Origin of the sequence: Mycetocola sp. BIGb0189, from assembly GCF_024810155.1 — a bacterium.
Taxonomy (GTDB): domain Bacteria; phylum Actinomycetota; class Actinomycetes; order Actinomycetales; family Microbacteriaceae; genus Mycetocola; species Mycetocola lacteus.
Window position 1 is genome coordinate 142,247 of the sequence record NZ_JANUED010000004.1, and the last position, 13,760, is coordinate 156,006.

At 66.5% G+C, this 13,760-nt stretch carries 12 protein-coding genes and 1 tRNA gene; 2 read left to right on the plus strand and 11 right to left on the minus strand.

The window, feature by feature from the left end:
- Nucleotides 1-11 precede the first annotated feature (11 nt).
- Complete coding sequence (gene trxA, locus M2390_RS07705; protein WP_259177881.1) at nucleotides 12-416, plus strand: thioredoxin; 405 nt, start codon at nucleotides 12-14, stop codon at nucleotides 414-416.
- 112 nt (nucleotides 417-528) lie between these two features.
- Here the strand turns inward: trxA and M2390_RS07710 are convergent.
- A tRNA-Tyr gene (locus tag M2390_RS07710) sits at nucleotides 529-613 on the minus strand.
- 150 nt (nucleotides 614-763) lie between these two features.
- On the opposite strand from M2390_RS07710, the gene M2390_RS07715 reads away from it, so the two are divergent.
- Nucleotides 764-1,252: a YajQ family cyclic di-GMP-binding protein gene (locus M2390_RS07715; RefSeq protein ID WP_121689404.1), complete on the plus strand. Its 489-nt coding sequence runs from the start codon at nucleotides 764-766 to the stop codon at nucleotides 1,250-1,252.
- A 61-nt stretch (nucleotides 1,253-1,313) separates the two neighbouring features.
- Here the strand turns inward: M2390_RS07715 and M2390_RS07720 are convergent, their stop codons facing one another.
- The 10 genes from M2390_RS07720 to M2390_RS07765 all read right to left on the minus strand — a co-directional run bounded on the left by M2390_RS07720 (nucleotide 1,314) and on the right by M2390_RS07765 (nucleotide 13,749).
- Nucleotides 1,314-2,573, minus strand: a complete 1,260-nt coding sequence (locus M2390_RS07720; RefSeq protein WP_259178069.1) for a Dyp-type peroxidase — start codon at nucleotides 2,571-2,573, stop codon at nucleotides 1,314-1,316.
- A gap of 46 nt (nucleotides 2,574-2,619) precedes the next feature.
- Nucleotides 2,620-3,183 carry a copper chaperone PCu(A)C gene (locus M2390_RS07725; RefSeq protein ID WP_259177882.1) on the minus strand — a complete coding sequence of 188 codons (564 nt, stop codon included), beginning with the start codon at nucleotides 3,181-3,183 and terminating at the stop codon, nucleotides 2,620-2,622.
- Complete coding sequence (locus M2390_RS07730) at nucleotides 3,180-3,875, minus strand: copper resistance protein CopC (protein WP_259177883.1); 696 nt, start codon at nucleotides 3,873-3,875, stop codon at nucleotides 3,180-3,182. Before M2390_RS07730 ends, M2390_RS07725 begins: the two co-directional genes overlap by 4 nt.
- Nucleotides 3,875-5,998, minus strand: a complete 2,124-nt coding sequence (locus M2390_RS07735) for a bifunctional copper resistance protein CopD/cytochrome c oxidase assembly protein (RefSeq protein ID WP_259177884.1) — start codon at nucleotides 5,996-5,998, stop codon at nucleotides 3,875-3,877. Before M2390_RS07735 ends, M2390_RS07730 begins: the two co-directional genes overlap by 1 nt.
- A gap of 133 nt (nucleotides 5,999-6,131) precedes the next feature.
- Entirely contained in the window at nucleotides 6,132-6,746 is a 615-nt protein-coding gene (locus tag M2390_RS07740) for a hypothetical protein (RefSeq protein WP_259177885.1), read from the minus strand.
- Nucleotides 6,747-6,879: 133 nt separating this feature from the next.
- Nucleotides 6,880-8,457 (minus strand): APC family permease, encoded by a 1,578-nt coding sequence (locus M2390_RS07745; RefSeq protein ID WP_259177886.1) that lies wholly within the window; start codon nucleotides 8,455-8,457, stop codon nucleotides 6,880-6,882.
- The gene (locus tag M2390_RS07750; protein WP_259177887.1) at nucleotides 8,454-9,338 is read right to left on the minus strand and encodes a universal stress protein; all 885 of its coding nucleotides are present in this window, start codon (nucleotides 9,336-9,338) and stop codon (nucleotides 8,454-8,456) included. Before M2390_RS07750 ends, M2390_RS07745 begins: the two co-directional genes overlap by 4 nt.
- 112 nt (nucleotides 9,339-9,450) lie before the next feature.
- Nucleotides 9,451-10,812 (minus strand): NAD(P)/FAD-dependent oxidoreductase, encoded by a 1,362-nt coding sequence (locus tag M2390_RS07755; RefSeq protein WP_259177888.1) that lies wholly within the window; start codon nucleotides 10,810-10,812, stop codon nucleotides 9,451-9,453.
- Nucleotides 10,813-10,838: 26 nt separating this feature from the next.
- Entirely contained in the window at nucleotides 10,839-12,269 is a 1,431-nt protein-coding gene (locus M2390_RS07760; protein WP_121689411.1) for a gamma-aminobutyraldehyde dehydrogenase, read from the minus strand.
- Nucleotides 12,270-12,288: 19 nt separating this feature from the next.
- Nucleotides 12,289-13,749 carry an NAD-dependent succinate-semialdehyde dehydrogenase gene (locus M2390_RS07765; protein ID WP_187976880.1) on the minus strand — a complete coding sequence of 487 codons (1,461 nt, stop codon included), beginning with the start codon at nucleotides 13,747-13,749 and terminating at the stop codon, nucleotides 12,289-12,291.
- Between the last annotated feature and the right edge of the window lie 11 nt (nucleotides 13,750-13,760).

The following is a 13,760-nucleotide window of genomic DNA, read 5'->3' on the forward strand; positions in this document are numbered from 1 at the left end:
TGGATGGGTACATGACTACCACCGTGATGACCGCCGATACCCACGATGAGACCGTCACCGACGGAATCGTCCTGATCGATTTCTGGGCCGACTGGTGTGGCCCCTGCAAGAACTTCGCCCCGGTTTTTGAGGCGGCCTCCGAGCAGCACTCCGACATCACCTTCGCCAAGGTGGACACCGAGGACCAGCGCGAACTCGCCGGCTCCTACGGCATCACCTCGATCCCGACCCTCGTCGCCTACCGCGACGGCATCCCCATGTTCTCCCAGGCCGGCGCACTGCCCGCCCCCGCGCTGGAAAACCTGATCGAGCAGCTGCGCGGCGTGGACATGGACGTCGTGCGCAAGGAGTACGCCGAGCAGGTCGCCGCCTATAAGGCCCAGCAGGCACTCGAGGCCGAGGGCGACAACGCCTAGCCTCCCCTCCTCACGACAAACGCCACCGGAAAACCGGTGGCGTTTGTCGTTTCGGCGCACGAAAGGCCCCCGCAAACAAAAATCGCCACCGGAATCCGGTGGCGATTTTTCATGGTGGTGGGTGAGGGATTCGAACCCCCGAAGTCTACGACAGCTGAGTTACAGTCAGATCCCTTTGGCCGCTTGGGTAACCCACCAAATGCGCGCTCAACCAACTTTGTCAGCCAACCGAAGGCGCGTCATTATTCTACCCACGGAGTCACACGAATATAAAATCGAGGGCGCGCACGGCGCGTTTCCGGGTTTTCGGGCGTGTCGCGGGGGCCTGGATCGCCTACACTGGATCCATGGCAGATTCATCGTTCGACATCGTCAGCAAGGTAGACAAGCAGGAGGCGAACAACGCCCTCAACCAGGCCCAGAAGGAGATCGAGCAGCGCTACGACTTCAAGGGAACCGGGGCGTCGATCGACTGGAGCGGCGAGAAGGTACTCATCAAGGCGAACACCGAGGACCGCGCGCTTGCGATCCTCGACGTGTTCCAGACCAAGCTCATCAAGCGCGGCATCTCGCTGAAGAGTCTGGATGCCGGCGAGCCCTACCCCTCCGGTAAGGAATACCGCATCGAGTCCTCGCTCAAGGACGGCATCGCCCAGGACAACGCCAAGAAGATCAACAAGATCATCCGCGACGAGGGTCCCAAGGGTGTCAAGAGCCAGGTTCAGGGCGACGAGCTGCGGGTGCAGTCCAAGAGCCGCGACGACCTGCAGGCGGTCATGGCACTGCTCAAGGGCAGCGACCTCGACATCGACCTCCAGTTTGTAAACTTCCGCTAGACGCGGCACAACGGCCGTGGGTCGCATCCGAATGGGTGCGACCCACGGCCGTTTTTGATGCCTAGCCCAGCAGCGTCTCGCCGATATAGCCGTCGGGCGCGCAGCCCGGCGGGATTACAAACACCGCCGAGCCCACCGGAATCTGCCACTCATTGAGCAGATCCAGCTCGTCCAGCGAGCGCTGGATCGGCACAAACTGATGCTCCACATCCGCCTGATAGCTGGCGAACAGCAGCCCCGAATGCGAGATCCCCTCGGCCGTGGGCGGCGCATCAAAGTTGTATCCGCGTCGGAAGATGCGCCGTGAGGTATCGGCCAGCCTGGCCCGACGAATGTGAGAGAACTCGGCAATCACCGGGAACCCCACCACGGTCTTCGCCTCAAAGTCCGGCTCATCGTGCTCCCGGGACCCGGTGAGTGGTGCTCCGTTATCCAGCTTCCGGCCCACCGACTGCTCGCGGCCCTCCCGGTCCAGGCGATCCCACTTATCCAGGTCCATCTCGATCCGACGCAGCACAAATCCGGTGCCCCCGCGGGCCCAGGAGGATCGGTCGGCGATCCACACCAGGTCCTCGAAGTCGCGGGTACCCGGCGCCGGGTTCACGGTGCCGTCGATCTGACCAAACAGATTCCGCATCGTGGTCCCCACCTTTTCCGACCCGCGTGCCCGCCGAAAACCCGGCTGCTGCCAGCGCAGCGTGGTGAAGCTCCGGGCGTCCTTGAGGAGCATGCGCAGCGCATGTGCCAGCGTGAGTGGGTCGTCCGCACCCACCTGGAGCAGCAGATCCCCATCCCCATAGGCGGGATCCAGCCGGTCCACACTGAACGCGGGCAGCGGACCCAGCCAGGCGGGGCTCGGCTTTTCCGAGGCCAGGGCGGCGACCCGGGGTCCGAACCCAAAGGTCACCGTGAGCCGTGACGGCAGCACCGCAAGCTCGGGCTCGGAGTCGGCGAGTGCGGCCCTCCCGCCGGTCAACCGGGCGGCATCATCGGTGAGGATCCGCATCAGCCGGATCATCCCCGCCCGATCCACGTCGGGTCGCAGATCCAGCGCCACAAACGTGGTGTGCGCCTGCGGCACGGTGTCGATGCCCGCCTGATGCTCCCCGAAAAAGGGAACGGTTTCGGCGGCGGGATCGGCATCCGGGACCTCGGTGGGTTCGGCCGCGGGTGAGGCCGGGGCGCGCGTCAGCACATCCACCCCGATCGCCGCGGCCGCCCCTACTCCGGCGACGGCACCACCAAACAGCAGCCCTCGACGACTGATCCGCCCCCGCGAATGCTCCGGAACCGGACGAGGCTGCCGTTCCGCCTCGGTCACGGATTCGGGTGGGGTGGCGGCGCTATCGACGTTCCCCCGCGACACGCTAGTGTCCGGTGCCGGGCGTGGGGGCGTCGGTCTCGTAGTTCTCGTTGGCGCCGGCGTAGTCCTTCACCGGGACGTCCTGGGTGAGTACGGTTCCGTTGGCGAAGGCCAGGATGACACTCACGGTGTCGCCGGCGACCAGCGGCTTGGTGAGCCCCATGATCATGATGTGGTTACCACCGGGCTTGAGCTCAAACGTTCCGCCCGCGGGAATCACAAAGCCGCCCTCCTTGGGGCGCATGACCATCTGACCGCTTCCGTTATCCACGGTCTCGTGCAGTTCCACCTGGGTGGCCTGGGCGATCCCCGCGGCGGTCAGGTTGACGTCGGTTCCACCGGTGTTCTTAAACTCGCCAAACACAGCGGACATGCCCTCGGGGGCGGCCTTGATCCAGGCGTCGGTGAAGGTCACACCCTCGGGAGCCTTCATCTCGGTGGCCGCATCCTCGGACGGGCTGGCCGAGGTCGAGGGGGCCGTGCCGGCACCGGTGCTGGCGCACCCCGACAGGGCGAGCAGGGTGGCGGCGGCGATCAGGCCTACACGAGTGGTCGCACGTACGGTCATGAGTTGTTCTCCTTGGTACTGATGGGGTCGTCGGTTGGGGTGTTGTCGGGACGTTTCCGGGTGATAATCAGGCGTACCACCAGGAAGATAATCGCGGCCACGAGGGCACCGCCGATCCCAATCACAACGTAGCGCAGTGGCGAATCGGGGCCAAACGCGCCGCCGTCCTCGGCCGAAACCGTGGTCGTCGGGGAGGCGGAGGGCTGCGCGGCCGCCGACTCCTGCGGGGTCACGACGGCCGGGGCGCTGGGGTCCGCGGATCCCTCGGTATTACCGGTGGCCGGGGCATCCAGGTTGAAGGGAATGGTGCCGCTGATCGGGTGTCCGTCCGAGGACACCACACGCCAGGCGATGGTCAGGGCGCCGTTGGGCATCCCCGCACGCAGCGGCACCGTGGCGACCGCACCGGCACTGGTGGGTTCACCCTCGACCCAGTCGGTGCCCGCCGCATCGGTCACCAGGACCTTGGTTCCCACGCCGAGGATGGTGGCGGAGAAGGTCAGCGTCACGTTCTCGGGGGCAACCGTCAGGGTTGCGTTCGGGGCCGGATCGGAGGAAAGAATCTGGTCATGGGCCGACGCCTGGTGGGCGGGAAGCAGGATCCCCGCGGACAGGACGGCAACCAGCGTGCCCAGCAGCAGGGCGAGGCGCGCTCGGCGGGGCGGACCCGCGGCGGAATGGGTGTTCAACATCAGGAGTTCTCCTTGGTTGTGTGGGATTCGGAAGTTGTGGGGGCATCGGCGGCGTCATCGCGGACCTTGATCTGGGCCAGACGCGCGTTATAGGCGTTCAGTTCGGCGTCACCGTCGCGGTCGGCCCGGCGGTCGTAACGCTTGGCCGCGCGCTCCTCGCTACGCATCCACTGGACCACCACGACGATGGCCACCAGGACGGTGGGGAATTCGCCCGCGCCCCAGGCGATGCCGCCGCCCACACCCTGATCGGCCAGCAGCGCGTCGTGGTCGGTGAAGCGCATCGCCGTCCACCAGGGTTCGGCCAGGATGTCGGTGGCCGACATCAGCGAGAGGCCGAAGAACGCGTGGAAGGCCAGGGTGGCCAGCAGCAGGATCAGGCGCAGCGGGTAGATCGGACGGCCCGGTCCCGGGTCCACCCCGATCAGCACCCAGAAGAACAGGTAGCCGCTGGCGAGGAAGTGCACGGTCATCAGGAAGTGCCCCTGGTGGGTGAACATCGACCACTCGAACCAGCCCGAGTAGTAGAACACCACCAGGCTGCCGGCGAAGATGACCCCGGCGACGGCCGGGTGCGAGAGCAGCTTGAGATAGCGGGAGTGCACAAGCACCAGGATCCACTCGCGCAGGCCGCGACTCCCGTCGGTACGTACCGGCAGGGCGCGCAGGGCGAGCAGGACCGGACCACCCAGCACGAGCAGCGGGGGCACAAACATCATCAGACCCATGTGCTGGATCATGTGGGTGCTAAACGAGGTTTCCCCATACACGCCGGGGCCACCGCTGGTCACATAGATCAACCCCACACAGCCCAGCACCCAGCAGATGGTGCGGAACAGTGGCCACTTATCGCCGCGCTTGCGCAGACGCAGCACCGTGCGAATGTAGAGGCCCGCGCCCACCACGGCCACGGCGATCCAGAACCAGTCGGCGTGGAACTCGGTGATCATCCGCCACGGGGTTACCGGCGGCGGCACGTCAAAGCCGAGCAGGGCGCTACGCACCGCATCGTCCACCTCACCCGAGGTGGGCAGCGGAACCTGCGGCACCGGCGGGGCGCTGCGCGAGAGGGCCACCGAGGCCCCCATCGCGATGGCCATGAATGCGACCTCGGCGATGATCATACGAACAAAGAGCTTCTTGCTGGCGGGATCCTGACGCAGCTTGGGAATCAGCGAGGTGCGATAGCGCGCTCCGGCCAGGCCCAACAGCACCAGGATGATGATCTTGACCAGCAGCAGCTGACCATAGGCGGTGGTCCACAGATCGCTCAGCGTGGTCAGGCGCAGCGAGGCGTTGACCACCCCGGAGAAGGCCACCGCGGCAAAGGCCCAGCCGGCCACAATCGAGTAGCGCTCCACCACAACGGGGAACCGCTTACGCGTGGCATTGCGGAACACCAACACGGCGATCAGCCCGCCCACCCAAACGGTCACACCGACGATGTGCACGGCGAGGCTGTTGACGGCATTGGAGTGCTCATCGGTTCCGGCCGCGTGACCGGAGAGCGCGAGCGGCAGCAGGGCCAGCACGCCGATCGCGTTGGCCGCGGCCACCCAGGCGAGACGGCGGGCAAACGTGGTGATGATCGCACACACCAGTACCAGGGCCAGCGAGAGCGCCAGCGCGATCCCCAGGTCGATCCCGGTGACGTACTGGATCAGATTGGACAGGTAGGACGGGGCGGTGATCGGCTCACCAAAGGTGTTGGCGGCGGTAAACAACAGCACAGCCAGGGCGGCGAAGAACCAGGTCCAGGCGGCCCAGCCGGCCCAGTACACGGCGCGCTCCTGGATGCGGCTGGTGCGTCCGGGCACACTCTTCTGGCCGGGCAGGATGAAGGTGGCCAGCAGCAGCATGCCGATCGTGACGCTGGCAAAGAGGTCGTGCAGAACGCGGGCGACCGGCAGGCCCCACAGCACGAGGTTGCCGGGATTCACCAGCGCGGTGTCGCGGGAGAGTGCCCCGGTGAGGTTGAGGCCGATGACCAGGGTGACCAGGGCGAGGGCGATCATCAGGGCGGGAGTCAGGATGGAGGCGAGTTTTTGGCTCGGGGAGCGCGGGGGAAGTGCGCGCTCGGGAACGGGTGCCAGCGAGGCATCCGAGGCGGAAGTGACGGCCACGTTGGGTGGCTCCTTTCACGGTGATGCAGGAGATATCTACGGGGGCAGCGCGGGGCATACCGAAACGGCGCGGTGCGAGATGACGGCACGCGCGGAAAACCGCGACCCTGTGGGCGCGGGAAACGGGGGAACTCTAGCGGGCGAGTACCGGTGGTCCGCGATGGCGCAGGGTCGAGGCATACACCCCGAGCGGGATCAGCGCATCGGGCCGCTCGGCACGGGGCGGAACCGCCACCGAACGCGGACCCTCGATGGGCTCCAGCCGGTACAGCCAGGCGGCCAGCGCGAGGGCGGCGAGGGTCAGCAGGGAGCGCATCAGCGCCTCCCCCTGATACAGGGCAAATACGGTCAGGGCCGCGGCGAGCGCGTGCGCGCCCCACATGAACGGGCCCAGATGGGCCGCATGCTCGGCGGCGGAGACGGTGGCCACGATGTCCACATCGGTGGGGGTGTGCTGATGACCCAGACCGCTCATCGGTGCGTTCTGCACTCGGCCGCCGGCCCCCAGCACAAACAGAACGTGAAAGAACGCCTGGCTGATCAGGACCGCGAGCGACAGCCGCGCCGCCGAGAGCTTCTTCCCGGCCAAAAAGACCGACACCACAATCGAGAGCACCAGCGGAACCACGATGCCCACGGCACCCGGCATCGACGCCCCGGCACCCACGTGGGAAAGCAGGGCCACAAAGGTGGCGATCCCGGCCGCTAACAGGCCGCGGATCAGCCGCTTCCCGCGTGCGCCGTCCATACCCGCCATTCTACGGGCTTGTTCGCCGTGGGCAGACTCGATCCCGAGAACCGGTGTCTGCACAGCGCGAAAGGGGCCCCGTCGCACACAACGACGGGGCCCCTCAGCGGCGAATATAGCCAGCGGATATAACCTAGCGGCCCGCGTTCCGGGCGGCCTCCTCGATGGCCGCATCGGCCTCGGCGGCCTCCTTCTCCTGTGCGTCACCGGCGATACCGGCGGTCAGGGTCTTACCCAGGAAGAAGTCGGGGTGGCGGAAGCGCTGGATGACCATGATCACCACACCGATCAGGATGACCGTGATTCCCAATACAAACACCAGTCCCATTCCGAAGACGCTGGATCCCGAACCGTAGTCGGGGTCGAAGCTGTCCACCATCGTCATCACAAACAGCACCGCGAGAATCAGTCCACCCACACCCGGGAACAGGAACTGCATAAAGAAGTTCCGGACGCTGGAGAACCACTGCTTCCGGAAGTACCAGACACACGCAAACGCGGTCAGTCCGTAGTAGAAGCAGATCATGATGCCCAGCGCGGTGATGGTGTCCTGCAGCACGGCCTCGGACACGATCCGCATGACCGCGTAGAACACCGAGGCGCACACGGCCGAGACGATGGTCGCAAACCCCGGGGTGAAGTACTTGGGGTTGACCTTGCCGAAGCGGGCGGGCAGTGCGCCGTAGTGCCCCATCGCCAGCAGCGTGCGCGCCGGACCCACGAAGGTGGACTGGAGCGAGGCGGCCGAGGAGGACAGCACGGCGATCGAGACGATGATCGCCAGCGGTCCAAGAATCGGCCCGGCGAGGAAGAAGAACGCGTTCTCCTGAATCTCGGGGTTCTGCAGCCCGGTGCCGGTGGTGCCGACGCCGGCGAAGGAGATCATCGCCACGGCCAGCAGCAGGTAGAGCACCACCACGAGGATCACGGCGAAGGTTGCGGCCTTGCCGGGGGTCGAGCGGGCGCCCTTGGTCTCCTCGTTCATGGTGAGGATCACGTCCCAGCCCCAGAAGATGAACAGCGACAGCGAGAGTCCGGCGGCGAAGGCGGACATGCTGCCCACGCCGAACGGGTTGAACCACTCGAGCTGGATCGGGGTGAAGTCCACCGCGTCGCCATCATAGGCGCGCACCAGGGCGACCACGATGAACACCGCGAGCACCAGAATCTGGAAGCCCACCAGCACGTACTGGAACTTCTGGGTGGTCTTCATATCCCGATAGGACACCATCGTGGCCAGGGCCACAAACACCAGACAGGTGACCACGTTGATGATCGGGTTCTTGGTCAGCGCCGCCAGATCCGGGTTTTGGAAGATCTGCGAGAGCGCCAGGTAGAAGAAGTCCACGGCGATGCCGGCGAGGTTGGAGAGCACGATCACCGTGGCGGCGATCAGCCCCCATCCCGACATCCAGCCGAGCCAGGGCCCAAACGCGCGCACACCCCAGGTGAAGGAGGTGCCGCTGTCGGGCATCCGGGAGTTGAGTTCGCGGTAGCCGAAGGCCACCAGCAGCATCGGGATAAACCCAACCAGGAAGATCGCCGGTACGTGGGTGCCAACCGCGCCCACGGTCGGGCCGATCGCTCCGGTGAACGTGTAGGCCGGGGCGATACAGGAGATACCGATGACGATCGCACCGATCAGGCCGACCGATCCGGCCCCCAGTCCCTTCTTGGACAGGCCCGGGGTGGCCTGGGTGTCGGCGCTCATGCCTGTTCTCCCTGCGAGAGCATCGACTCACGCGGCACCACGCTCATCGGCACGGGCAGCTCGCGCAGCATCTTCGATGCGGTGGACCCAATAAAGAGGTGGGCGGGACGCGCCAGTCGGCTGGAGCCCACCAGCACGATCTCGTTGGGATCCCACTCCACCGACAGCACGGCATCCTCGATGCGCTTGCCGGTCACGATCTCGGTGGTCACCTCGATGCCCTCGGGCAGCGCCTCGCGCGCCCCGGCCTGCACGGCCTCGGCGTGGGCGTGAGCCCGGGCCTGAGCCTCGGGATCCTCGGCACCCTCGGGCGCATCCAGTGCCACCACCGAGAGCAGACGCAGCGGAATCTTGGCGGTGGCCGCCAGGTTGACGGCGGCGTTGAGCACGTTCTGCGCACCGGCGCGCAGACCGATCGCCGCGGTGACCCGGGTCAGGGTCGCGTTCGGGTCGGCGGTCTCGGCGAAACCGGCCGGGGCAAGCGCCACCGGAACCGGGGAGGAGTGCAGCAGCGCGTTGGCCACCGATCCGACGCTGAACCGGCCGAAGATGCCGCCCCCGGCACCCACGATGATCGCGCGCACCTTGAGCTCCTCGGCGGCGAGGATCAGGCCCTCGGAAAACGACTCAGCATAGACCACGTGGTGGCGGGCCTCAATGTCCGCCGGCAGGGTCGCGATCGCCTGGGTCAGCCAGCTCTCGGCGAGCTGATGCTTATACAGATTGAATCCCGGTGAGGTCGGAACCAGCTGGTTGCGCTCCTCCCGGTCGAGGACCAGGACCAGGTCCAACCCGGCACCGCGCGAACGCGCCAGCCGGGCCGCGAGGGCCAGGGCATCGGCCCCCTGTGGGGTGTTTGTGTAGCCGACAACGTATCGCATGCAGAGCACTCGCTTTCTTCACTGAAAAGGGGAGTCTGAGGGCGGGGTGCGGTTGCACCCCGCCCGAATATCACATCCTGTGTGCTGATCCGTTTCGGGATCGGTGGGGGAATTACTTGGATTCGTGCCGGGCGATGATCGCCTCAGCGGTGTCGTGACCGACGCGAATGGCGCCGTCCACGTGCTGGAAGCCCTCGGCCGCCAGATCGGAAGAGGACCAGTAAATCGGTCCCACCGGGGTCGACTGCATCGCGCCATAGCGCGCCAAACCACCCATGTCGAACGAGGTGGCGTAGGCCCCGCGGGTCCACTCCTCGCTGCCCCAGTCCGACTCGTAGTAGACAACCGGGTTCTGGGCCTTCTCGCCGTAGTAGGCGGCCAGCGAGTCGAGGATCGCGGCCTTGCGGGCCTCGGCATCCTGCATGAACACCTTGTCGGCGTGCTGATCGGAGACGAATCCAACCAGGGTGCCGCGGGGGTCTTCGTGGTTGGTGTTGTCATACGCCTCGTGCACGAGCTGGTACGGGCTGAAGACGGTACCGGAGAGGCCATCCTCGCGCCAGAACGGGGTCTCGTACACCGCGTGCACCTTGATCACCAGACCCAGCGACATGTGCTGGTGCATCTGGTGCTTGAGGCGCGGCAGTGGCGGCTGGTAGTCGACCCGCGAGTACAGGTTCGGCGGCACGGCCATGATCGCGTACTGAGCCTTGACGGTGATGCCGTCGGCGATCGCGGTCACCGAGTCATCGGTATATTCCAGGCGGCGCACCGGCTGGTTCAGGAAAACGTCGTCGCCGAGGTTCTCGGCCAGGCGCAGCGGCACCAGCTGGAGGCCACCGATCACGCGCTTGTCGAGGATGAAGTCCTCATCCACCAGGTTGGAGAAGCTGCCCGCCGAGGCGGCCATCAGGATCGCCTGCAGCGCCGAGAAGGCGTGGCGGGGCTTGGTCAGCATCGCCTCGGCCACAAACAGGCCGATGTTGTCGCGGGCCTCGATGTTGTCGGTGTTTTCCTCGAGCCAGGCCTGCCAGGTGATCGAGTCGAGCTCCTGAGCCCGCGGGTGTGCCCAGGGCTCGGTGGCCCCGACGCTCTCGGCGAGCTCGTCCAGGATTACGATCAGGCGGTCCATTTCGGCGGCGGTCTCGGCGTCCACCGGGAAGCGGTCACCGCTGTAGCGGGTGTGCTTGCCGTCGCGGCCGATGTAGATCGACTCGCCCTCGCGGTAGCGCGAGAACGTGTCGAGCTTCAGGTCCTCCAGGGTCTCGATCAGCGCGGTCTGGTCCGGGGACACCCACTGTCCACCGATCTCCAGCATCGCACCCTCGATGGTGTCGGTCCAGAGACGTCCGCCCACCCGGTCGCGTGCTTCCAGCACCGCGACGCTGAGGCCGCGTGCCTTGAGGTCGGTCGCGGCGGTAAGCCCCGATGCCCCCGCACCGATGATGACGACGTCACGTGTGATTTCGGTCATGTTGCTTCCTTTCCTAAAACCGTCAACTAGCCTTCGAGGCTGGTCATGACGTGCTTGATCCGGGTGTAGTCCTCGAAGCCGTACCCCGAGAGATCCTTGCCATATCCCGACTTCTTGAATCCGCCGTGCGGCATCTCGGCGGTCAGCACGATGTGGGTGTTGATCCACACGCAGCCGAAGTCGAGGTCGCGGGCCAGGCGCATCGCGCGCGAGTGGTTGGCGGTCCAGACGCTCGAGGCGAGGGCGTATTCGACGTCGTTTGCGAGTTCGATGGCCTCCTCCTCGGTGTCGAAGGCCTGCACGGTGAGGATCGGGCCGAAGCTCTCCTTCTGCACCACGTCGTCGTCCTGCTTGACGCCGGTGATCACGGTCGGGGCGACGAAGTAGCCGGTCTCCCCCACGCGCTTTCCGCCGGCCGCCACGACCGCGTGAGCGGGCAGGCTGCCGAGGATGTCGAGCACCTGGGCGAAGTGGTTCTTGTTGTTCATCGGACCGTAGAACGCGTCGGCGTTGTCCGGGCCCGCGGTCACCGTGGCCTCGGCCGCGGCCACCAGCGCCTTCACAAACTCGTCGTGCTTGGAGCGGTGCACGATCACACGGGTTGCGGCGGTGCAGTCCTGGCCGGCGTTGAAGTACCCGGCCTCGGCGATGCCCTGGGCGGCCGCCTGGATGTCGGCGTCCTCAAACACCACGGTCGGGGCCTTGCCACCGAGTTCGAGGTGCACGCGGTGCAGGTTCTTGGCTGCCGAGGTGGCCACCGCCTGACCCGCCCGCACCGAACCGGTGATCGCAACCAGACCCGGGGTCTTGTGCTCGGTGAGCAGGGTGCCGGTGCTGGCATCCCCCAGGACCACGTTGAAAACACCGTCCGGGAGGATTCCGGCGGTGATCCGGGCGAGTTCCAGGGTCGACTCGGGGGTCGTGTCCGAGGGCTTCAACACGATCGTGTTACCGGCGGCCAGCGCCGGACCGATCTTCCAGATCGCCATCAGGAACGGGTAGTTCCACGGGGTCACCTGGGCGACCACGCCGATGGGCTCACGCCGCACAAACGAGGTGAATCCCTCGACGTACTCGGCCGCGGCCTTGCCCTCGAGGTTCCGGGCGGCACCGGCGAAGAAGCGCAGCTGTTCGGCACCGGTGAGGATCTCCTCGGCGCGCACGGTCTCGATCGGCTGACCGGTGTTGCGCACCTGAGCGGCAACCAGGGCATCCTGGTTTTCCTCGATCGCGTCGGCAAGCTTCAGCAGCGCCGCCTGACGCTGACTCGGGGTGCTGCGACGCCAGGTGGCAAACGCGGTCTTGGCGGCGGCGAAGGCCGCATCCACATCGGATTCCACCGACACCGGGGCGTGGGAAACCACGTTTTCGGTGGCCGGATCGATCACGTCGAGGATGGTGGTTCCGGCCACATCCACAAACGCGCCGTTGATAAAGTTCTGCAGCTTCTCGGTCATGCTCTTCTCCCGTTTCGCTCTAGCCCAGCGGGGCCATCGTGTACTTGGTGGACAGATACTCGTGAATACCCTCGGAACCGCCCTCGCGACCGATCCCCGACTGCTTGACCCCACCAAACGGTGCGGCGGCGTTGGAGAGCACTCCGACGTTGAGGCCCATCATGCCCGTCTCCAGCGCACCAATCAAGCGTTGTGCGCGACCCTGGTCGGTGGTAAAGACGTAGCTCACCAGGCCGTACTCGGTGTCGTTGGCGGCGGCGATGGCCTCGGCCTCGGTGTCGAAGGTGGATACCGCGAGGACCGGTCCGAAGATCTCCTCGCGCAGGATGTCGGATCCCGGCGCCACGCCACTCAGCACGGCGGGGGCGAAGTAGGATCCCTCGCCCTCGATCGCGGTGCCGCCGGTGTGCAGGGTCGCGCCGCGGGAAACCGCGTCGTTCACCAGGGCCACACACTTGGCCACCGCACGGTCATCGATCAGCGGGCCGATCTGCACGCCCTCCTCGGTGCCGCGGCCGATCTTCATCGCCTGGACCCGCTCGGTGACCCGAGCGGTGAACTCCTCGGCGATCGAGGAGTGCACGATGAAGCGGTTGGCGGCGGTGCAGGCCTGGCCGATGTTGCGGAACTTGGCGGCCAGGGCCCCCTCGATCGCGGCGTCCAGGTCGGCGTCCTCGAAGATCACGAACGGGGCGTTGCCGCCGAGTTCCATCGAGGTGCGCAGCACGTTGTCGGCGCTCTGACGCAGCAGCGCCTGGCCCACCCCGGTCGAACCGGTGAAGGAGAGCTTACGCAGACGCGAGTCGGAGATGATCGGGGCCGAGAGCTCCTGCGAGCGCGAGGTGGTCACCACGTTGACCACGCCGGCGGGCAGGCCCGCATCCACCAGCAGCTGCGCGAAGGCGAGGCTGGTCAGCGGGGTCAGCGCGGCGGGCTTGAGGACCACGGTGCAACCCGCGGCCAGCGCCGGGGCGATCTTGCGGGTGGCCATGGCCAGCGGGAAGTTCCACGGGGTGATCAGGAAGGTCGGGCCCACCGGCTGCTGGGACACGATCATGGTGCCGGTGCCCTCGGGGTTGGTGCCATAGCGACCGGTCAGGCGGGCGGCCTCCTCGCTGAACCAACGCAGGAACTCGCCCCCGTAGGTGACCTCACCGTTGGCCTCGGCCAGGGGCTTTCCCATCTCCAGGGTCATCAGCAGCGCGAATTCCTCGCGGCGCTCCTGGAGCAGGTCAAACGCGCGGCGCAGGATCTCGCCGCGGGCGCGGGCCGGGGTGGCGGCCCAGTCGGCCTGGGCGGCGACGGCGGCATCCAGGGCCGCGGCACCGTCCTCGACGGTTGCGTCGGCGATGGAGACCAGGGCCTTACCGGTTGCCGGGTCGAGTACATCGAGGGTAGAGCCGTCCGACGCATCGCGCCATTCGCCTCCGATGAAGAGCCCGGTGGGGATCTTCGCCAGCAGTTCTGCTTCGGTAGTCATCGGTCTGATTC

Excerpts from the sequence above, each read along its gene's own strand:
- trxA (WP_259177881.1), top strand. The coding sequence starts at position 12 with ATGACTACCACCGTGATGACCGCCGATACCCACGATGAGACCGTCACC.
- M2390_RS07715 (WP_121689404.1), top strand. The coding sequence starts at position 764 with ATGGCAGATTCATCGTTCGACATCGTCAGCAAGGTAGACAAGCAGGAG.
- M2390_RS07725 (WP_259177882.1), bottom strand. The coding sequence starts at position 3,183 with ATGACCGTACGTGCGACCACTCGTGTAGGCCTGATCGCCGCCGCCACC.
- M2390_RS07730 (WP_259177883.1), bottom strand. The coding sequence starts at position 3,875 with ATGTTGAACACCCATTCCGCCGCGGGTCCGCCCCGCCGAGCGCGCCTC.
- M2390_RS07740 (WP_259177885.1), bottom strand. The coding sequence starts at position 6,746 with ATGGACGGCGCACGCGGGAAGCGGCTGATCCGCGGCCTGTTAGCGGCC.
- M2390_RS07745 (WP_259177886.1), bottom strand. The coding sequence starts at position 8,457 with ATGAGCGCCGACACCCAGGCCACCCCGGGCCTGTCCAAGAAGGGACTG.
- M2390_RS07750 (WP_259177887.1), bottom strand. The coding sequence starts at position 9,338 with ATGCGATACGTTGTCGGCTACACAAACACCCCACAGGGGGCCGATGCC.
- M2390_RS07755 (WP_259177888.1), bottom strand. The coding sequence starts at position 10,812 with ATGACCGAAATCACACGTGACGTCGTCATCATCGGTGCGGGGGCATCG.
- M2390_RS07760 (WP_121689411.1), bottom strand. The coding sequence starts at position 12,269 with ATGACCGAGAAGCTGCAGAACTTTATCAACGGCGCGTTTGTGGATGTG.
- M2390_RS07765 (WP_187976880.1), bottom strand. The coding sequence starts at position 13,749 with ATGACTACCGAAGCAGAACTGCTGGCGAAGATCCCCACCGGGCTCTTC.